This is a genomic window from Kinneretia sp. DJ1R-11 (genome assembly GCF_025717595.1).
Taxonomy (GTDB): Bacteria; Pseudomonadota; Gammaproteobacteria; order Burkholderiales; family Burkholderiaceae_C; genus Paucibacter_A.
This window is the reverse complement of the sequence record NZ_JAJIRR010000008.1, coordinates 239,304-259,825: the sequence shown is the minus strand read 5'-3', so window position 1 is coordinate 259,825 and position 20,522 is coordinate 239,304. Positions and strand designations below refer to the sequence as shown.

Here is a 20,522-nt window from a genome sequence, read left to right as displayed (position 1 = left end):
CGTTTTCAGTTCAGTTCAGCTCAAGCACCCAGGCGAGCCGGTTCCGGGCGCAGCGGGAAGACCGCGGGTTTGGCGTGCTCCGGTGCCCAGGCGGAAGGCCAGAGCTGCAGCGCCAGCCGGGTGTAGGCCTCGTCTACATAAAAACCGGCATAGCTCCAGCGGCGCCAGCTGCGCAGCGCCTGCGGACGCAGCTGCAGCAAGGCCAGGCCCAGGTAGAGCGTCAACATGCCGACCAGCGCGATCCAGCCGAGCGTGTCATGCGGCCGGTCCGTGATGCCCAGCGGCAAGGCATGCGCCAGCAGAGCGACGCCGCTCAGCCCGGCCACCATCAACACACCGGACAGCGCCTGCTGAGCCAGCGCGCGAAACCCGGCCTGCAAAGACGGCAGCCACAGCAGCGGCGCCCAGGCCAGGCCCAGCACCGCACTCCACCAGACGGGCCAGGCCGTGCCGCCGCTCATTGCCTGAGCCTGCGTCTGGGTCAGCAGCACCACACCCAGGGCCAGGGCCGGCGCCAGCAGCAGGCTCGGGGCCGAGGGCGTGCGCAGGCCGTGCAAGGCCTGCAAGCGGGTCTGCCGCAACACCGAGGAGGCCGACAGAAAAGCATGGGCTTTGTAAAGCGAATGACCGACCAGATGCAGCGCCGCCAGGGTGTAGAGGCCCAAGCCACATTCCAGCAGCATGAAACCCATCTGGGCCACGGTGGACCAGGCCAAGCGGACCTTGATGCTGATACGGGTCAGCATCACCATGCCCGCCAGCACCGCAGTGCCCAGCCCGAAGACCAGCAGCAAGACACGGGCCGTCGCCGCCTGCTCCAACAAAGGCGCAAAGCGGATCAGCACAAAGCCGCCCAGATTGACCACGCCGGCGTGCAGCAGCGCCGACACCGGGGTGGGCGCCTCCATCACCTGGATCAACCAGCCATGCACTGGCAGCAAGGCCGTGCGCAGAATGACGGCCAGCACCAGGCTGACGGCACTGATTTGCAAAGCGCCGGACATGCCCTCGCGCTCGAGATGCGCCCACAAGGCCGACAGCGAGCCGCTGCCCACCTCGGTCCAGGCCAGGGCGGCAGCGACGATCAGCAAGGCGTCGGCCAGGCGATCGGCGATGCGCTTTTTGTGTGCAGCCAGGCGCGCAAAGGGGCGCTCCGAGTAAAAGCACAGCAAAGGCTGCAAGGCCATGCCCACCAGAGCCCAGGCCGCGATCAGCACCAGCCAATGGTCAGCCAGCAGCAGCAGATGCACGCCCGCCAGCACGGCAGCCAGGGCCGCCACACAGCGCCGCTGGCCGGCCTCGCCTTCCAGATAGCGCGCAGAGAAACCGGCAATCACGGTACCCAGCAACTGCACCAGCAAAGCCAGACCCAGGGCCAAAGGCGAAGCCTGCACCCAAGGCAGCAAGGACAAGGGCAAGACCTGAGGCCCCAGCACCAGGGCCAAGCCACTGCCGAACAGGGCCGTGACAGACAGACCATGAAAGACACGCCAAAGCGCAGCATCCGGCAGGCCAGAAAGACGGGGCAGCAGCGCCGCCAGCAACATCAAGACCAGCGGCGCCAAGGCGCCGGCGGCGAACACAAGCAGGGACAGGGTCATCGCGACACTCGTTTCCAAAGAATGGCGCGAATGATGCTTGCCGGCATCCGTTCTGTAAATTACATTGATAGTAACCAAACGATATACAAAACAGAACAATGAAGCTGGAGCAACTCAACTTCCACCACCTGTTCTACTTCTGGCGCGTCGCCAAGCTCGGGCATCTGACGCAAGCGGCGCAAGAGCTGCACACCTCGCAATCGGCGGTCTCGGCCCAGATCCGGCAATTGGAAGAGCGCCTGGGAGAAGCCCTGTTCGCCCGCGAAGGTCGCCGCCTGCTGCTGACCGACACCGGCCAGTTGGTCCTGGCCTATGCCGAAAACATTTTTGGCCTCAGCCAGGAGATGCTGGGGCGCCTGCAAGGGCGCACGGCAGGCATCACCCGGCTGCGGGTTGGCAGCGTGGCCACCCTGTCGCGCAACTACCAGGAAAACTGGATCCGCCCTCTGCTGGCCGACCCCTCGGTGGTGCTGACCCTGGAGTCGGGGGTGCTGGAAGGCCTGCTGACACGCCTGATGCAGCACCAGCTCGATGTGGTGCTGGCCAATGAAACCGTGCCATCCGATCCGGACCGCCCCCTGCATTGCCGCTTCTTGGGCAGCCAGTCCATCTCCCTGGTCGGCCCCGCCTCGCGCTGGGCTTCGCAAAGCCTGCGCGTGCCCGAGGATCTGGACGGTCTGGACATCGCCCTGCCCGGCCCACGCCACGCCCTGCGCGCGCAGTTCGACGCCCTGTGCGCCTCAGCCGGTGTCAGCCCGCGGCTGCGTGCCGAGGTCGACGACATGGCCATGCTGCGCCTGATCGCCCGCGACAGCGGCTGGCTGACGGTCCTGCCAGAAGTGGTGGTTCAAGACGAGCTGCGCACCGGCCTGCTGGTGACCGTGGGGCAATCCACGACGCTGCAAGAGCGCTTCTACGCCATCACCACACCGCACCGGCACCGGATTGAGTTGCTGGAGCAATTGCTAGTGCGCGCGCCGGCAGAACAGGCAGGTTCTTAGGACGGAACTGCAGGGCAGGAAGCGGCGCGTCGCCGCAGGAATCGGCCGCTCACGAGACCGTGTCGCCGGCCGAACCGCCCGGCTCAGCGTGGTCACTGCGGCGCTTTTTCATGCCGGCCTTGACCTCGTACATGCGCGTGTCGGCCTGAGCGATGCAGGCCTGGAGCGACTGCGCGGCGGAGTCACGCATGGCATGACCCAAGGCGGCACTGGGGCTGACCCAAAAGCCGGGCGCCAGCTCGCGGCGGTTCAGTTGGCAGCGCATCTTCAAGGCCTCCAGCTCAACCAGCAGCGCCGCTTCGCCGCGGCCGGGCAGCAAGAACAAGAACTCGTCACCACCGATGCGGTAGGCATCGGCCTCAGGCCATTGCGCGCGCACGGTTTCCGCGAACAGCTGGATCAGCGCGTCGCCCGCGGCATGGCCATGGGCATCATTGACATGCTTGAGGTTGTTCATGTCCGCCACCACCACGGCCTGCGGGAAATCCGTCGCCTGCGCCGGCTCGCCATGGTCGGGCCGGTGACTGAAGTAATTGCGGTTGTGAAAACCGGTCAGGCTGTCGGTGTAAAGCAAGTGTTCTCGCTCGTGCAGAAACTGCGTCTTGGCGCGCTGCTCGATCAGCTTGCGCACGGTGCGGACGGTCAGCACCAAGATCAACAGCAGCACAGCGCCCAACATGGCCAATAGAGTCAGCAGCCGGCTGTTGGCCTCATTGCGCAGCGAGGGCACCGATTGAATGCCCAGGTACTTCATCTCCTCGAACTGGACCAGGGGAATGACCTTGTCCATGATGGCTGCCAGCTCGGGCTGGCGGCGGCTGACGCCGAAGTAAATAAAGGAGTCCTTGGAGGTGATGCCGCGCTTGACCACATCGCCATAGCCCAAGCCGTTGATGTAGAACTCGGCCACGGTCGGGTTCTCAATCAGGTAAGCCACCTTGCCGTCACGCACCAGCTGCAGCGATTCGATGATGCTGGCGGTCTTGACGATTTGCGGGCTCTTCAGGTTCTTGCGCAGGTATTCCTCATGCCAGAAGCCGTCGATCACGGCCACCCGAAGGCCGTCCAGGCCATAGACATCCTGCACCGGAGGGCTGCTCTTGAGGCCAACGATGATGTCGCGCTCATTGCTGATGGCGCGCGGGAAGATGAAGTCGGCCAGGCGATCGTCGGTCTTGGCCATGTTCAGCACGTCGACCTGACCGTGGCGCGCCTGCTCCATCAGCTGCGCAAACGGCGCGCCCACCACCTTGAAGCGGATGCCGATGATGTCGCCGATACGCTGCAAGGTGGCGCCTGCAATGCCTTTGTACTGGCCTTTGTCGAAATGGTCGAAGGGCAGGTAATCCTCGGCCACGCCGACCACGGCCTCGCCACGCTCGTCCAGCCACTGCAGCTCAGCGGGGCTGAGGCGCAGCACCTTGCGGTTGTAGCTGCGCGCCGCGTCCTGGGTCAGGGCTCGGATTTGCTCCGGGCGCTGGGCAATGTAGCGGTCGATGATCTGGCTCAGCAGCTGCCGCTCCTTGGCCACGGCGAAGGTCATGTCCGAAGTGATGGACTTGAGCTCGGCCACCAAGGTCAAGCTGGGGAACTGGTGCAGGAACTCGTACTCGACGCCGCCGCCCGAGGTCACAAAGCCGTCGACCCGACCCTCGCTGAGCGCGCGCAGCCCGGCGGCCTGGTCGTCGAAGCTGGCGACCTGGAACTTGATATTGGGAAACTCCTTGGGCAGCTGCTCGATGACAAAGTCGGCGGCCAGAAAGCCGACCGTTTTGCCGTCGAGATCGCCCAGGGTCTGCACGCTCGAGTCCTTGCGGGCGAACACGACATAGGGGTAGCGCTGCGCAGCCTGGGTGAAGCGCATGATTTTTTCGCGCTCGGGCGTGGGGTTGGCGCCGTAGAGCACATCGATCTCGCCGCGCAAGAAGCGGCTGTAGGCATCGTCCCAGCCCTTCACATCGGCCGGCACCAGGCGCAGACCCAGCTGGCTCTGCATGTCCTTGAGCAAGGCCGGCAGCAGACCCATGCGCTGGCCGCGGAACTCGAAGCTGTCCATGCCCGCGAAGGGGTCGAAACCCACGGTGAGCGTGCGGTGGCGGTGCTGGTCGATCCAGTCACGCTCGGCCGCGCTGAGCTGAATGGCGGCACTGGCGGCTGGCAGGGCTCGCGCGGCGCTGCTGGCAGGCGCCTGGTTCTCAGCGCGCGCGGTCGGCGCCCAAAACAGAGCGGCCAGCAGGAGCATGGACAGCATGGACCACAAAAGCGACGCAGCCAAGGCCTGGCGCCCGGCCCGAAGGAACATCACGCGATCGATCAAGGACGCCACCCTCCTGCTGAAGCAAGCGCCCCATGCTAGCCCAGAACTCAGGAGCTACTTCGCTCAGAGCTTGAGAGTTTTTGTAGCGAGCGACCGTCAGGCTAGGCGGACGGAGCGCAGGAACCGGAACGTACATCCTGTACGTGAGGATTCCGAGCACCGGACCAACGACGCATGGCGGTCGCGTAGTAAAAAACCCTCAAGCTCTCAGACTTTCATTTCTAGACGCAGCTGCCAAACGGTATAGCTGCGGCCACCGCCCTCGTTGATGACCTGCAGGCGCTCGGTCGTGGTGGTACTGCCGGTGGTGTAGTCCAGCGGCGCCAGATTGCTGGCCGACAGGCGCAACTGGGTGTCGCGGTCAAAGTTCCAGAGCGCGAAGGCATCCAGTACCAGCTTGCGGCTGCTGCGGGCTTCGGTCAGCAGGGTTTGCTGCACGACGGTGGCTGGCGTCCAGTTCAGGCCGGCGCCCAGGCTCAGCGGCAGGCTGCGCAGGCGGTAGTCGGCACCCAGATTGGCGGTGGCGCGTGGCTGCGGGTCGATGCGATTGTTGGGACCGGGAATGCCGTCCACGCGCGAGCGGAACAGGCTCAGATTGCTGCGCAAATTGATGGGCAGGGCGTCTTCCACGAACTCGTCGAGGCGGAACTTGGCCTCCAGCTCCAGGCCCAGGGTCAGGGCATTGCCGATGTTCTGCGGCCGGCTCACCCAGCGCGGCACATTGGCCCAGGAGACGGTCTCCAGCCGGGTGACATTGCGCATCAGGTCGCTGATGCGGCGCGCGAAGAAGCTGGCGCTCAGGATGCCGCCCTTGCTGAGGTAGTTCTCGTAGGCGACGTCGATGCCGGTGGCGAGCTCAGGGCGCAGCAAGGGGTTGCCCGAGCGGTCGGCATGGTTGACCTCGTTGGGGCCGCAGGCCTGGCCGCTGGCGCACGGGTAGAAGGAATTGATGCTGGGCCGGGCGATCAGGTCCTGCAGATTGGGGCTGCGGTAGCTGCGCGTCAGGCTGGCGCGGATCTGGTCTCGGCTCTTTTCGTCGAACTTCCAAACCCCGTGCAGCAGCGGTGTCCAGACACTGGCGCGGTGGCTGACCGCGTAATTGGCCGCCGAGCTGCGCGTGGCGATGGTCTCGCCACGCAGGCCGGCATAGAAGGACCATTGCTTGCCCACGCTCCACTCGTCCTGGGCATAGAGGGCCAAGCGCTGGGTCGAGGCCGCCAGATCGTCACCGAAATCGAGCAGACCAGGGCAAGCCACGCCGTTCTGCAGGCAACGGCGCTCCTGCTCGCGGCGCGTGCCCTCGCCTTCCAGGCCACCGACCAGGCTGTGCTCGTTCTCCAACTGGCGCGAGTATTTGCCGTTCAAGCTCCAGTTGCGGTCGCTGCTGTCGCTGTTGTCTTGCTGGATACGGCTGGGCGCCGGTGTGCCGGTCTTGAACTCTTCGCGCAGGCTGCTGGAATCGCCGCGCCCGGCGCCGGCACCGGCGCGCAGTTCCAGGCGACTCTCCTCGTCGATGCGGTGGCTCCACTGGGTGTTGAAGCGCAGCATTTCCATGCTGTTGCGCGAGGCGGTCTGGCTGCGGTCAAAGGTGTTGAGCGCCGGGTCGACCTGACCCTCGCGCTGCAGCTGGGCCTGGTTCTGGCCTTGGCTGCGCATGGCCATCAAAAAGGGCTGGACACTCAAGGTGTCACCGCCGTCCAGGCGCCACTGCAGGCGCGCGGTCAGGTGCAGATTGCGGCGCTGGTCCTCATTCTGGCTGTCGGTGCGCTGCAGGCTCTGCAGCCCGGTCCTGAGATCGCGGCTCAGCGAGGTGGACAAACTGTGGTCGCGGTTCTCGCTCTGCTGGACATTGACGCTGAGGTTGTAGGCGCCGCCTTGCTCATCGAGCTTGTCGTTGCGGCTCCAGCTCAGGCTGGGGCTGATGTGGCCGCGCTCCAGGCTCAGGCCGGCGCGCCAATCGTTCAGGCGCTTTTGCAAGGCCTCGCGCAGCACCACATTGATGGTGCCGGCCACGGCCCGGGCGCCGTACTCGGCCGTGGGCGCGCGCATCACCTCGATGCGCTCGACCTGCTCGGGCGGCAGCTGGTCCAGCGAGAAGCCCGGCGGCATGCGCTCGCCGTTGACCAGGATCTGCGTGTAGCCGCCCCCCATGCCGCGCATGCGAACCTCGCCGCCGCGGCCGGGCCGGCCGCCGGTGGTCACGCCGGGCAGGCGCTTCAGGGTCTCGCCGACGCTGCTGTCGCCGAAGCGGTCGATCTCCTCGCGGGTGATGATGATTTTGGACGCCGTCGAGGCGCGCCGCACGGCCTCGTCGCTGGGGCCGCCGCTGACCTCAACGCGCTGCAGCTGCTCATTCTTGCCCGCCGGCAGCGCGACCGGCCGGGGCGCGGCGGACTTGGCTGGCGCACTGGCCGCAGCAGCCGGCGGCGCCACGCTCTGGGCTTGCGCAGGCAAACCCGCCAGGGCCAGGCTCATAGTCAGCAGCGAAGGGGCAAAAGCAAAACAGGGTGCAGTTTTCATGGGCAGGGCCGGTCGCGCTGAACGCGCAGCAAACAGGGGTGTAGCAGAAACGGCGCGAAGCATGGCACAGGCAGACCTGGCGGCCGTCCGCGGCGGGCGGCCTTTTAACTTCTTTACGGGCGCGAGCGGATGCCGAATGCGGAATGCCGAGTGAACACGTGAACAGGTGAGCGGCGCTGCGCGCCTGGTGAACCATTCACCCGTTCACGTGTTCACCTGTTCACCCCTTCACCCTCACTCACTCATTCATTCCCAAAAAAATACACCTCCGCGATACGCCCGGCCCGGCAACGGTAGACCACCATCACCTGCTGGGCCTCCGGGCCGCGGCCGTGCACCCATTCATGGTCGACCACGGTCTGGCCCATCAGCAGGCGCTCGCGCACCTCGGCCTGCACCTGTGGCAGGGCAAACGGCCCCGTGCGGTAGCTTTCGCGAAATGCCGCCAGGCCCACCGTGCGCGGCGCCTCGGCTGGCATGCGCCAGACCTTGACGTCCTCGCTGTAGCAGGCGCAAAAGGCCTCCAGGTCTTTGGCGTTGTAGGCCTCCAGCTGGGCCTGGGCCAGGTCGGCAGGGCTGCGTTCGATAGTGCTCATGGCGTGCGAGATGAAACGGTGAACCGGGCCGCAGTGTCCCATGCGGCTCCGGCTCTGTCCCGGCCTGTCTCAGCCGCGCTTGAGCTTGGTCGCCGCCCGGCTGCTGCTGACGATGGCCCTCCACTGCGAGAGCTGCTGGCGACGTTCCAAAGGCCCCTGGTTCTCGCGCTCGGCTTCACGCTGCAGCTTGTGGAAGCTCTTCATGCGCCCGGCGCTGAGCTGATCGCGCACCGCACAGCCGGGTTCACCGCTGTGGCTGCAGTTGCGGAAGCGGCAGCCCTGCGCCAGCTCGCTGACATCATCGAAGGCCGCTCGCACCGTGGCCACATCGGCATCGAGCTGCAAGCCGCGCAGGCCCGGCGTGTCGATGATGCAGGCGCCGGCCACGCAAGGCCGCAGGCTGCGCGTGGTGGTGGTGTGGCGGCCGCGGCTGTCGTCCAGCCGCACCGCCCCGACCGCCTGCTGAGCGCCTTCGCACAAAGCATTGCTCAGAGTCGACTTGCCGGCGCCGCTGGAGCCCAGCAGCACCAGCGTCTGGCCGCGGCCCAGCCAGGGCTGCAAGGCCGCCCGGCAGCTTTCCGGCTGGCCATCGAGCGCCAGCACATCGAGCACGGCCGTGCCCAACTGCCGCCCCAGATGGGCGCGCACCTGGGCCAGCTTGGCCTCCAGGTCCGGACAGAGATCCGCCTTGCTCAGCACCAGCAGGGCCGGCAGTTCTGCGGCGCGCGTCAGCACCAGATAGCGGTCCAGGCGCGCGAGCTTGAAGTCGTGGTCCAGGCCCATCACCAGCAAGGCCAAGTCCACGTTGTGCACCAAGGCCTGACGCCGCCCTTGCGGATCACGCCGGCTGAGCGCGTGAAAAGGCGGCAGGCGGGCCTCGGCCCAGAGCTCGCCCTGCGCGTTCTCGCGCGCCAGCAACCAGTCGCCCACGGCCAAGCTTTCGCCCTGGGCGTGCAAGGCCTGAATCAGGCTGGGCAAGGCCCGCGCGGCGCGCAGCCCTTGCGGTGATTGCAGGCGGCCATGGCCGTCGCGCTGCAGCTCGACCAGGCGCCAGGGCGCCGCGCCGACCGCGTCCGGCCCCAGCGAACGCAGCGCGGGCAGGTGGTGCTGCAAGGAAAAGCCCAGCGATTGCAGGGCCGGAAGTTCTTGTGATTCGAAGTCGCTGTTGAATTCCATGAGGGATGAAGCGTTCATTCTTTGTGTGCTCTTTGGGCAAGCGGTGCGCTTGCGCCGCCCATGCCGTGCCACGGCACGAGCGCAGAGCTGCGCTCGTGAAGGCAAGGCCGGCCCGGACGCAAGCGCACCGGTCCGCGCGCGGGCTCTGCAAGCGCAAAGCACAGCGGCGCCAGACCTGTTGAAAGGTGGGCTTGGGTGGCGGGGGGCGTCGGCGACGTGCCTGAACGGTTCAGCGGCAGTCCTCTAAAAGGCACGGCCTAGGAACACGCGATCACTTCATCACAGCATCCGGGCGGCATAGCGACCGGCCCGGGGCAAGAACTGCCTAGATGCGGCTCAGGAGCACAGCCGACGCACGCGAAACGACAAGATCATTTGCAGCCATGGTGTTACTCCTTTTCTTGTTGATGGGTTGAGCGAGGGCCCAGTGTGCCTGTGGGCGGCGAACACGGTCAAGGCGGGTGTCGCGACGCCACATCGATCTGTGCGAAGGGCGTAAAGGCTGGGCTCAAAAGGCGGGCCACAAAAGCAAAGGGCCACGCACCCTGAGGTTGTGGCCCTTCTGACTTCCGGACATTCCTTGCGGAACGACGGTTTCCAACGCGCTGGTGACGGGTTCCAGAACTCTGCCCAATCTGCAGCCGGTTTGTCGCCTTGGATGAACGCTATTGTGCACAGACTTTGTGACGGAGATTTGACGAAAAACAAAGTTTCTATACCCCTGATCTCAGCGGATCGCCCCTCACAACCATCCTGCGCCGGTCAACAAGTCGTCATATGCCGCACCTAAGCTGCGCCTGCTGCCGCCACCGGCCCTTCCATGGATGACATGCACACCTTTCCCGACTGCCCCCCCACCCTCGCCGCCACGCCGCCCCTGATGAGCAGTGGCCAGGCTGCAGCGAGCGAGGACTTCAGCCGCAACGATGAAACTGGCGGTTATCTGAACGGCAAGCATGTCGAGGCCATCGTGCGCGCGGCCGAGACCGCGCTGGAGGTACGGCGCCGCTACCAGTTCTTTGTCTGGACGCAGAGCAATCTGCAGGCTTTGCTGCCCCACCAGCTGCTGGCCTGTGGCGCCTACCAGCGCCAGCGCCGCGAACTGCAGTTCGAGCTCTTCAACAATGTGGCCGTCAGCGCCGAACTGCAGAGCAGCTTCAGCGATGGCCGTAGTACGCTGCTGCAAGCCCTGCAACAGCGCTGGGTCGCCATGCGCTGCAAGCCGCTGCGCGTCAGCCTCGCGCCCTTGCTCGACGAAGCGGGCCTGAGCGCGATCAGCCATGAACTGCTGGGCGCCGGCTACACCAGCTTGCTGGTGCATGGTGTCTCGCGGCCGCAAAGACCGGCCGAGCTGGAAAGCTTCTTCGTGCTGGCCCAGGCCGTCGAGGCCACCAGCCTCGAAGACCAGGCCCGCCAGTCCATGCTGCTGGAATTGCTGACGCCCTATTTGCACGGAACCTGGCAGCGCGTTCAGACGGTCGAGCGCGAACTGCAGGAGACGCCCCAGGCCAGCAAGAGCGCCCGCCAGAGCGGCGCCTGCGGCATCACCGAGCGCGAACGCGAGATCCTCGGTTGGCTGCGCGAAGGCATGAGCAATCTGCAGATCGGCGTCAAGCTGGGTATCAGCGCCCTGACCGTCAAGAATCATGTGCAGAAGATTCTGCGCAAGCTCAACGCCGCCAACCGCGCCCAGGCGGTGGCCCGGGCCATGTCCATGAATCTGCTAGGGCCTGCTCACACTACAGATGCCTGATGCGTTGCCTCACAAATCGCCGTGCGCTAGGCGCAAAACGAAACCGGGGTCACGCCCCGGCGAGGCTTTGCAACAACGTGCACGGTGATTTGTGTGGCAACCCTTCGGGAGAGGGGCAGAAAGGGCCCCATTCGTCGTTGAACTCCTCGCCCAGGCGGCGAGCCTGGGCTTCGTCGTCCGCCTAGCCTGGGGCCCTTTCTGCCCCTCTCGCACAGGCATCTGTAGTGTGAGCAGGCCCTAGGCCGCTCGCCTAGCGAAGAAGCCGGCGCTCGCGAGGACGCCTAAGGCCGAGCCAAGCTTGTCGCCAAAGCCAGCAGCGCAGCACGCAGGCCCGCCGCATCGCCGGCCGCCACCTCGGCCCAGGCCATGCCCGGCGGCAGGCCGCAGGCCGGGCTGACGATCAACGGAAGCCCCAGACCGTGCGCCCGCAGCAGCAAGCGCGGCGCATGCTCGATGTAAGCGGGCAGGAGCAGTGCGTCCAGCCCATCCAGGGCATCCGAACGGTCCGGACTGCGATGCTCGACCTTCAAACCAGCCCACAGCGCGGGATCGCTGAGCGGGCTGCCCAGCACACGCAGCGGCCAGCCCAGCTCGCGCAGCACCTGAGCCAGCTCCCAGGCGCCCTTGCGACCCAGCGCACTGCCGGCCAGGGCCAGCCGCGGCGGGCCGGCGATGCCGGGTCGCAGGGGCGCATGCGGCAACTCCTGCTTCCATAGCCAGGGCAGCAATTGCACCGTCAGCCCATGCCGTTCGCGCAGCAGCCGGGCCACCTCGGCATGCGAGGTCCAGAGTGCGGCGGCTCCGTGCAAAGCCCGCAACTCCCGCTCCGCCCGCGCGAGCGGCAGGCGAAAGTCGCGCAAATTCGGATCTTGCGGCCAGCGCTGCGCGGCTTGGTCAAGCCGGTCTTGCAGCTCGGCCATGGGCAGGCAGTTCAGCCAGACCTCGTAGCGCCGCCCGCCCAAGGCGCCGGCTTCGGCCAAGGGCAGCAGCAGGGACTGGTCCAGCAACAGTTCGCGCTGCTCGGGGCGCAGGTGACGGGCATAGCAGCGTGCCAAGGCCTCATCGGCCCACTGCATCAAGGCCTGGCGAGGTGGCGCACGGCGCGGCCAAATGGCTTGCAACTGCAAGCGCAAGGCCAGCGCGCGGCACAGGCCCAGCGCAAGCAGGCGCAGGCGAAGCGTCCAGGGCAGCGACGTCACTGAGGTCGGATCCGCCGCAGCCCGCCGCGCTGCTCGCTGCCAAGGCCGCCACCGCTGCACCTCGGACCAGCCGGCTTGCCCTTCCAGCCACTGCAGCAATTCGGGGCCAGGCTGGTTCAAGAGGACCAGGCGGCGCGCGGCCACAGGCGCCGGGCGCGGCCCACGACCGTGGCGAAAACAGCGCTGCTCGCCACAGCTGAGGCAGCCTCGCGCTGGCGGCGCCTCGGGAAGCAGCGGCAGCGTACGCGGTGACCGGGCGCGCGCGGCCGGCGTGGCCGCTGAGTCGACCGAATGTCGCGCGCGGATACGCACCATCAGCTGCTCGGCGCTGAGCTCCAGCTCTAGACGGCAGTCAAGCGGTGCACGCAGGCGCAGGTCGACATAATTCCAAAACACCGTGGCATCGTCGCGGTCCATGCTGGCAGCAAGAAAGCCCGGTTCCGCCGCCGCGCGCGCGCTGTGGCCATGGCGCTCCAGGAACTCGAAGCCGGCCAGGCGCGCGGCCCGAGCCAGGGCATTGGACAGCTGGCACAGGCCACCGGCCACGGTGGGCACGACGCAGCCCTCGCGAATCTCGCGCCCCGGCACAAAGCCGCGCCCGCGCCAGGGCGGCCCGAGCTGGCGCCAGAAGCTCAAGGTCTGGCCGGCGGAAAGGTAAAGGCCATCAAAAGCCGGCACAGCGCGGCGCAGGTTCTCGACCTTGCCGGCCAGCAGCATGAACTCCTCGGGCGCGCTGTCCTGCCACAAGGGGGAACGCACTTCGGCGAGCACAGGCGCCTCGGCCCAACCCTGCTCGGAGACGGGCCGATGGCGGCGCAAGCTGAAGTCAGCGGCATTGCGCAGCCCACGGCGCAGGACATGGGCCCAGACCCGGAACCAGAACCAGGCCGCTTGCCGGCGGCTGGGCGGGCGAAATTCCGGGGCCTGGGCTGCCGTACTCACTTGCCGTTCGGCACCTTGCCTTCCACGCCCTTGAGGTAGAAGTTGATGCCCGACAGGAACTTGTCGTCGGCCACTTCGCCGGCCTTCAGCACTTCCTTGCCGTCTTGACCGACCAAGGGGCCCTTCCAGATGGCGAAGCTGCCGTCCTTGAGACCGGCCTTGATTTTGTCGATCTCGGCTCGGGTCTCGGCGGGCACCTGCTCGGCGATGGAGACCAGGTCGATCGCGCCCTCCTTGACGCCCCACCAGGCATGCTTGCCCGGGCCGGCCGCCCAGCTGCCGTCCAGCGCTTCACGCACAGCGGCGATGTAATACGGCGCCCAGTTGATGACGGCCGAGCCCAGGTGGGCCTTGGGGCCGTAGGCGGTCATGTCGGAATCCCAGCCGAAGGCCAGCTTGCCGTTCTTCTCGGCCGTCTGCAGCACCGCGCTGGAGTCGGTGTTCTGCATCAGCACGTCGGCGCCGCCATTGATCAGCGTCTGCGCGGCTTCGGTTTCTTGCGGTGGGTCGAACCACTTGTTGACCCAGACCACCTTGACCTTGATCTTCGGATTGCCGGTCTGCGCGCCCAGGGTGAAGCTGTTGATGTTGCGGATCACCTCGGGGATGGGGATGGAGCCCACCACGCCGATCACGCCGCTCTTGCTCATCTTGCCGGCGATCACGCCGGCCATGTAGGCGCCCTCGTAGGTGCGCGAGTCGTAGGTGCGCTGGTTGGCGGCCTGCTTGTAGCCGGTGGCATGCTCGAACTTGACGTTCGGGGCATCGGTCGCGACCTTGAGCATGGACTCGCCATAGCCAAAGGTGGTGCCGAAGATCAGCTGGTTGCCCTGGCCCACCATGTCGCGGAAGACGCGCTCGGCATCGGCCGCCTCGGGCACTTTCTCGACGAAGCTGGTCTGCACGCGGTCGCCAAACTCCTTCTCCACCGCCTTGCGAGCGTTGTCATGGGCAAAGGTCCAGCCGCCATCGCCGACCGGGCCGACGTAGGCGAATGCGATCTTCAGAGGCTCGGCCTTGGCGGCGCTGGCCGAGGCGGGGGCCGATGCCGCAGCAGGCGCGGCCGCCTCCTCCTTCTTGCCGCAGCCCACCAAGGCGGCAGTCAGGACCAGGCTCGAACAGGCGGCCAACTTCAGCGCATGGCGTTTGGGGAGATCAGACGGCGAGGACATGGTGCGCACTCCTTGTGTTGAATCTTTGAGGGGATCAGAAAACGAAAGATCAAGTACCGGGGAAAAACGGCTTGCCCAAGGCAGCCGGCATATTGGCACGAATGAAACCGGGCTTGCTGGAGATCAGCACCAGCACGGCGATCGTGCTGAGGTAGGGCAGCATGCTCAGGAACTGGCTGGCGATCTGCACGCCCTGCCCTTGCAGATGGAACTGCAGCATGGTGACAAAGCCGAACAGATAGGCGCCGGCCAGCACGCGCGCCGGGCGCCAGGTGGCGAAAGTCGTCAGGGCCAGGGCGATCCAGCCCTTGCCGGCCGTCATGCCCTCCACCCACAGCGGCGTGTAGACCACCGAGAGAAAAGCGCCCGCCAGCCCACACAGCGCCCCACCGGCCACCACCGCCGCCAGGCGGATGCGCCGCACGGGGTAACCGAGCGCATGCGCGGATTCCGGCGACTCGCCCACCGCCCGCAGTACCAGGCCGGCGCGCGAGCGATACAGGAACCAGGCCAGGCCGACCGTCAAGGCCATGGCCGCATACACCAGCGGATGCTGCTTGAACAAGGCCGGGCCGATGAAGGGGATGTCGGCCAGGACCGGGATCTCGAAACTCGGCCGCGGGCCCAGCTTCTCCTGCGTGTAGCGCAAGCCGACAAAGGCCGAGAAACCGCTGCCGAACAGGCTCAGCGCCAAGCCGGCCGCGTATTGGTTGGTGTTGAGCCAGATCACCAGCAGCCCGAACAAGGCCGCCAGCAGGCCGCCCGCGCCCATGCCGGCAGCAAAGGCCAGCACATCGCTGCCGCTGTGCACGGCGGTGGCATAGCCGGCGATGGCAGCCACCAGCATCAGGCCTTCGGCCCCGAGGTTGACGATGCCGGCCCGCTCGTTGATGAGCAGGCCCAGGGCCGCCAGGGCCAGCAAGGTGCCGGCATTCAGCGAGGCGGCGATCAGAAGCGCAATGGCGTCCATGGCAGCCTCAGACGTGGGCCGCGCCAGCACGCGCACTCACACCCACCGATGGGCGGCGCAGGCGGATGCGGTGGTGGATCAAGGTGTCGCAGGCCAGCAGCGAAAACAGCAGCAGGCCCTGGAACACACCGGTGATGGATTTGGGCAGGCCCAGGCGCGACTGCGCCAGCTCACCGCCGATATAGAACATGCTCATCAAGAGGCCCGAGAACACAATGCCCGCCGGATGCAGGCGGCCGACAAAGGCGACGATGATGGCGGCGAATCCGTAGCCCGCCGGCACATACGGCGTCAGCTGGCCCAGCGGCCCGGCCACTTCCAGCGCACCGGCCAGGCCGGCCATGGCGCCCGAGAGCAGCAAAGCCGTCCAGAGCGCGCGGCTGGACGAAAAGCCGGCATAGCGTGCCGCCGCCGGTGCCATGCCGCCTACCTGCAGGGCAAAGCCGGCGTAGGTACGGAACAGCAGCAGCCAGAAGGCCAGCACCGAGCCGGCCGCGATCAGCACCCCGATGTTCAGGCGCGAGCCCTCCATCAGGCGCGGGATCTTGGTCACGGCCAGAAAGCTGATGCTTTGCGGGAAGTTGTAGCCGCCCGGGTCTTTCCAGGGCCCGTAGACCAGATAGCCGAGCAGCAGATCGGCCACATAGACCAGCATCAGGCTGACCAGAATCTCATTGGCATGAAAGCGCGCGCGCAGCAGCGCCGTGATGCCAGCCCAGGCCATGCCGCCGGCCACGCCCGCGGCCAGGATGGCCAGCACGATCCACCGGCTGCTGTCCGGCCCGGCCTGCATGGCCACCCAGCCGCCGGCCAGGGCGCCGATGATGAACTGCCCCTCGGCGCCGATGTTCCAGACATTGGAACGGAAGCACACGGCCAGGCCCAGGGCGATCAGCACCAGGGGCGTGGCCTTCAGGCCCAGCTCGCTCCAGGCATAGGCCGAGCGAATCGGCTCCCAGAAGAACATCTGCAGGCCGCGCAGCGGGTCCTTGCCCAGCAGCAGAAAGAGGCCCACGCCGAGCAGCACCGTCAGGCCCAGGGCCAGCAGCGGCGAGGCCAGGGACATCAGCTTGGAAGGCTGGGGGCGGGATTCAAGCCGGAACATGCGCACCTCCTCCCCCACCACCTGCTTCTCGCGAGCCCTCGCGGCCCCACAGCCCGCTCATCCATTCGCCGATTTGTGCCCGGCTGGTCTCGGCCACCGGCACGGCCGGCGACAGGCGGCCCTGGGCCATGACGGCCAGGCGGTCAGAGAGTTCAAACAATTCGTCCAGCTCCTCGCTGATCACCAAAATCGCACAGCCGGCATCGCGCAGACGCAGCAGCTCGGCGCGGATCTGCGCCGCCGCGCCCACATCGACACCCCAGGTCGGCTGCGCGATCAGCAGCACCTTGGGGGCCGCATCGATCTCGCGGCCGACGATGAATTTCTGCAAATTGCCACCCGAAAGGCTGCGCGCCGCTGCCCCGGCGCCACCGGCGCGTACCTGGTAGCGGGCGATCAAATGCTGGGCCAGGCGCTGCACCTGGGCCTGGCGCAGCCAACCCCAGCGCGTGACGGCCTCGGTGCGGGTGAGCAAGGTGTTCTGCGCCAGCGAAAGCTCGGGCACGGCGCCACGGCCCAGGCGCTCCTCGGGCACGAAATGCAGGCCCATGCGGCGGCGGCGGCGCGGGCTGGCGCGGGCGATGTCGCTGCCGAAGAGCTGCACGCTGCCGCGCGGCGCGCGCGGGTCTTCGCCGCTCAGCGCTGCCAGCAGCTCCTGCTGGCCATTGCCCGAGACGCCCGCCACGCCGAGGATCTCGCCGGCGTGCAGGCGCAGGCCCACATCGACCAGGGTGCTGCCAAAGGGCTGGGCCTTGGCCAGGCTCAGGCGCTGCACCTCCAGCGCCAGCGCGCCGGCCTTGGCCGCCCGGCTGGGCAGGGCCGGCGGCTCGGCGCCAATCATCAGGCGCGAGAGCTCGGCGCTGCTCTGCGTGCGCGGGTCCACCTCGCCGGTCACCCGGCCGGCACGCAGCACCGTGCAATGGCTGCACAGGGCGCGGATCTCGTCCAGCTTGTGGCTGATGTAGAGGATGGCGCAGCCCTGGGCGGCCAGCTGGCGCAGGGTGGCAAAAAGCTGCTCGACGGCACGCGGGGTCAGCACCGAAGTCGGCTCATCCAAGATGAGCAGTTGCGGCTCGGTGAGCAGCGCCCGCAAGATCTCCACCCGCTGCCGCTCGCCCACCGAGAGCGAATGCACCGGCCGGGACGGGTTCACCTCCAGGCCATAGCTGGCCGAGAGCTGCTGCATGCGGGTGATCACCTCGGCCAGGCTGAAAGCCTTGTCCAGGCCCAGCCAGACGTTCTCGGCCGCCGTCAGCGTGTCGAACAGCGAGAAGTGCTGGTAGACCATGCTGATGCCCAGGGCCCGGGCCTGGGCCGGGCTTCTCAGGCGCACGGGCTGGCCGTTCCAGAGCATATGGCCGGCGTCGGGCTGGACGGCGCCGTAGATGATCTTCATCAGCGTGGACTTGCCGGCACCGTTCTCGCCCAGCACCGCATGGATCTGGCCGGGCTGCACCGACAGGCTGATGTCGTCATTGGCCTTGACGGCCGGGTATTGCTTGCTGATGCCGGTGAGTGCGAGTCGCAAAGTCATGGGGTCGTCAATCCGGCTGGCGCAAGTCAATCAATCAAAAACAAAGAGGTCTATGAATCCCGCTGGTGGCGGCACTGGCCGGCCACATAACAGCTGTGCAGATTGCGCTCGTCGGACAAACTCATCCAGGCGAACACGCGTTCATGCAAAGCTTGAGGCTCATGGCCGGGCGCCACCCGCTCGTCGCGTGCCTGGGCCACCGGGCCACGGGCCCAATCCCAAACACACACATCGGCCAGTGTACCGAGGCCAAAGTGGCCCACTTCCTGCTGCAAACCCAGGGCTTCCGCCGCGCCGCGGGTGGCGGCATGCAAAGCCACCCAGGCACTCAGGCGCTGGCCCGACAAAGCCTGGATCTTGTAGGCGTCCAGCAGATTGCGCTGCATGGACAAGCTCGTGCCGCCGCCCACGTCGCTGGCCATGCTCACCCCCAGGCCGCTGGCCCGCGCCGCCGGCCAGTCGAACAGGCCACTGCCCAGAAAGAGATTGCTGGACGGGCTGTGCGCCACCTGCCCGCCGCGCGCGGCCAGCAGTTGCCGGTCGGTCTCGTCCAGCCAGATGCCGTGGGCCAGGATGGCGCGCTCATGCAGCAGGCCGACGCGCTCGTAGACATCGAGGTAACTGCGCGCCTCAGGGAAGAGCTCGGCCACCCAGCGCACCTCCTCGCGGTTTTCGGCCACATGGGTTTGCATGTACAGCGAAGCATCGGCGCGGCACAGCGCGCCGGCCATGGCCAGCTGAGCCGGGCTGCTGGTGGGGGCGAAGCGCGGCGTCACGGCGTAGGCCAGGCGGCCCTTGCCATGCCAGCGCTGGATCAGATCGATGCAATCGCGCTCAGCGCCGGCCACATCGTCCAGCAGTTCGGGCGGCGCATGGCGGTCCATCAGCACCTTGCCGGTGATCAGGCGCATGCCGCGCGCCTCGGCGGCGGCGAACAAGGCCTCGGCCGAGCCCTTGTGCACGGTAGGAAACACCACGGCCGAGGTGCTGCCGTGGGCCAGCAGCGCATCCAGAAAACGTGCCGCACCGGCCGCCGCCACGGCCGGGTCGGCATAGCGGCGCTCGGCCGGGAAGGTGTAGCGGTTGAGCCAGTCCAGCAGCTCGGCGCCGTAGGAGGCGATCACGTCCAGCTGCGGGCAGTGCACATGGGTGTCGATGAAGCCCGGCAGGATCAGGCGGCCGCGGTGGTCCACCTGCTGCCAGCTGGCGTCAGGCGCCTCCGCCTGGGTGCCGGCGATGCGGCCGGCCTCGTCGATCAGCAGCCAGTGGTCGGGCTGGAAGCGCACGGCCGAGCTGTCCAGCTGGCCCCAGTCGGGCTGGGCGCTGAAGTCCAGCAGATCGCCGCGCAGGGCGAGCTTGCGGCCGGGGCCGGGCAAGTTCAACGGTGAATGATCGGGCATGTTTCAGGTTCAGGGCAAATACAAATGCAAATTCGGGGATAGACCACAGAGGCACGGAGACACAGAGGAAACACAGAGAAACTCAAAACTGAAGCTCTCTGTGCCTCTGTGCTTGCGTTTGGATTCTGACTTGCTTCACTAACGCCAGCTTCCATCAGGCTCCAAGCACGGTCTGTGGTCGACTCTTCACTTGAGCGACCAGCTCCCGCGCCACCTCCCGCACCTGCTCGCGCAGCCAGCGCTGGGCGGCGGCCTGGTGCGAGAGCGCATGCCAGAGCTGGTAATAGCTCAGCCGCGGAAACGCCACCGGGCAGCGCAGCACCGCCACCGGCAGGCTGGCCAGATAGCGGCTGCAAAACTGGCGGCCGGTGGTCAGCACCAGGGAGCTGCGCGCCACCATCAGCGGCAGCTGGCCGAAATGGGCGCTGCGCACGGCGATCTGGCGGCTCAGGCCCTGCTCGGCCAGATGCTGGTCGATCACGCCCGGCTGGCCGGCCGACAGCGGCATGGGCGCCAGATGCTGGCTGTCCAGATAGCGCTGCACGGTCCAGTCCTTGGGCCGCAGCTTGAGCAAAGGGTGATCGCGCGCCACCAGGCAAACCACCTCGTCGCTGAACAAGCGACCCAGATGCAGCTCCTCCGGCGGGCGCAGCCAGTTGCCGATGACCAGATCGATCTGGCCGCTGGCCAGGCCGCGGCGGTAATCGAACTCGGCCGAGAGCGGCTGCAAGTCCAGGCGCAGGCCCGGCGAGAGCCGCTGCAGGCGCGACACCAGCTCGGGCAGGAACAGCGGGTCGAGGTAATCGCTGGCGGCGATGCGCAGGTTCAGCTCGGCGCTGGCCGGGTCAAAACCGGTACCGCGGCTGCTGCGCTGGGGCGCGCCGAACAGCCGGGCCGCGTCCTGCAGCAGACGCTGGGCCGGCTCCAGCAGCTCCAGCGCCGTGGCCGTGGGCCGCATGCCGGCGCCGCTGCGCACCAGCAGCGCATCGCCCGTGAGCGCACGCAGGCGCCGCAGCTGGGCGCTGACGGCCGGCTGCGTGCTGTGCAGGCGCAGGGCTGCCTTCGAGACGCTTTGCTCGCTGATCACGGTATGCAAGACTCGCACGAGTTGAAGCTCGATCTTGTCGAAATCGGCGCGCAAGTTCATGCCTGGCTGCATATAGTGGTCATGCGTGTAATCGTATATGGAAGTGAGGGTGTGGGGATACCGTTGTTGGTTGATGTGGCGATGGGAGG

Annotated in this window: 14 protein-coding genes; 2 read left to right on the top strand and 12 right to left on the bottom strand. The window is 67.1% G+C overall.

The features are described 5' to 3' along the window. Window positions 1-20 precede the first annotated feature (20 nt). Entirely contained in the window at window positions 21-1,601 is a 1,581-nt protein-coding gene (locus tag LNV23_RS15225) for an NADH-quinone oxidoreductase subunit L (RefSeq protein WP_263563738.1), read from the bottom strand. Between the two features lie 98 nt (window positions 1,602-1,699). Between LNV23_RS15225 and LNV23_RS15220 the strand changes: the two genes are divergently transcribed. After that, on the top strand, window positions 1,700-2,602 hold the full coding sequence (locus LNV23_RS15220) for a LysR substrate-binding domain-containing protein (RefSeq protein ID WP_263563737.1): 903 nt from the start codon (window positions 1,700-1,702) through the stop codon (window positions 2,600-2,602). Between the two features lie 49 nt (window positions 2,603-2,651). On the opposite strand, the gene LNV23_RS15215 is transcribed toward LNV23_RS15220, so the two are convergent. The 4 genes from LNV23_RS15215 to rsgA all read right to left on the bottom strand — a co-directional run bounded on the left by LNV23_RS15215 (window position 2,652) and on the right by rsgA (window position 9,229). After that, a complete protein-coding gene (locus tag LNV23_RS15215; RefSeq protein ID WP_263563736.1) occupies window positions 2,652-4,919 on the bottom strand; it encodes a diguanylate cyclase in 2,268 nt (755 codons plus the stop codon). Window positions 4,920-5,126: 207 nt separating this feature from the next. Continuing rightward, the gene (locus LNV23_RS15210) at window positions 5,127-7,394 is read right to left on the bottom strand and encodes a TonB-dependent receptor plug domain-containing protein (protein WP_263563735.1); all 2,268 of its coding nucleotides are present in this window, start codon (window positions 7,392-7,394) and stop codon (window positions 5,127-5,129) included. A gap of 287 nt (window positions 7,395-7,681) precedes the next feature. Further along, window positions 7,682-8,035, bottom strand: a complete 354-nt coding sequence (locus LNV23_RS15205) for a nuclear transport factor 2 family protein (protein WP_263563734.1) — start codon at window positions 8,033-8,035, stop codon at window positions 7,682-7,684. 69 nt (window positions 8,036-8,104) lie between these two features. Continuing rightward, window positions 8,105-9,229, bottom strand: coding sequence for a ribosome small subunit-dependent GTPase A (rsgA, locus tag LNV23_RS15200; RefSeq protein ID WP_263563733.1), 1,125 nt, complete (start codon window positions 9,227-9,229; stop codon window positions 8,105-8,107). An 802-nt stretch (window positions 9,230-10,031) separates the two neighbouring features. Between rsgA and LNV23_RS15195 the strand changes: the two genes are divergently transcribed. Beyond that, window positions 10,032-10,964 (top strand): helix-turn-helix transcriptional regulator, encoded by a 933-nt coding sequence (locus LNV23_RS15195; protein WP_263563732.1) that lies wholly within the window; start codon window positions 10,032-10,034, stop codon window positions 10,962-10,964. A 281-nt stretch (window positions 10,965-11,245) separates the two neighbouring features. Here LNV23_RS15195 and LNV23_RS15190 read toward each other — a convergent pair whose 3' ends face one another. The 7 genes from LNV23_RS15190 to LNV23_RS15160 all read right to left on the bottom strand — a co-directional run bounded on the left by LNV23_RS15190 (window position 11,246) and on the right by LNV23_RS15160 (window position 20,433). Then, window positions 11,246-13,105 carry a VanW family protein gene (locus LNV23_RS15190; protein WP_263563731.1) on the bottom strand — a complete coding sequence of 620 codons (1,860 nt, stop codon included), beginning with the start codon at window positions 13,103-13,105 and terminating at the stop codon, window positions 11,246-11,248. Beyond that, the gene (locus LNV23_RS15185) at window positions 13,102-14,277 is read right to left on the bottom strand and encodes a BMP family ABC transporter substrate-binding protein (RefSeq protein WP_263563730.1); all 1,176 of its coding nucleotides are present in this window, start codon (window positions 14,275-14,277) and stop codon (window positions 13,102-13,104) included. Before LNV23_RS15185 ends, LNV23_RS15190 begins: the two co-directional genes overlap by 4 nt. Window positions 14,278-14,326: 49 nt before the next feature. Continuing rightward, window positions 14,327-15,247 carry an ABC transporter permease gene (locus LNV23_RS15180; protein ID WP_263563729.1) on the bottom strand — a complete coding sequence of 307 codons (921 nt, stop codon included), beginning with the start codon at window positions 15,245-15,247 and terminating at the stop codon, window positions 14,327-14,329. A gap of 7 nt (window positions 15,248-15,254) precedes the next feature. After that, window positions 15,255-16,352, bottom strand: coding sequence for an ABC transporter permease (locus tag LNV23_RS15175; protein WP_263563728.1), 1,098 nt, complete (start codon window positions 16,350-16,352; stop codon window positions 15,255-15,257). Beyond that, complete coding sequence (locus tag LNV23_RS15170) at window positions 16,339-17,886, bottom strand: ABC transporter ATP-binding protein (RefSeq protein WP_263563727.1); 1,548 nt, start codon at window positions 17,884-17,886, stop codon at window positions 16,339-16,341. The genes LNV23_RS15175 and LNV23_RS15170 overlap by 14 nt, the downstream gene beginning before the upstream one ends. Before the next feature lie 50 nt (window positions 17,887-17,936). Next, complete coding sequence (guaD, locus tag LNV23_RS15165) at window positions 17,937-19,286, bottom strand: guanine deaminase (protein WP_263563726.1); 1,350 nt, start codon at window positions 19,284-19,286, stop codon at window positions 17,937-17,939. Between the two features lie 154 nt (window positions 19,287-19,440). Further along, entirely contained in the window at window positions 19,441-20,433 is a 993-nt protein-coding gene (locus tag LNV23_RS15160; protein ID WP_263563725.1) for a LysR family transcriptional regulator, read from the bottom strand. Between the last annotated feature and the right edge of the window lie 89 nt (window positions 20,434-20,522).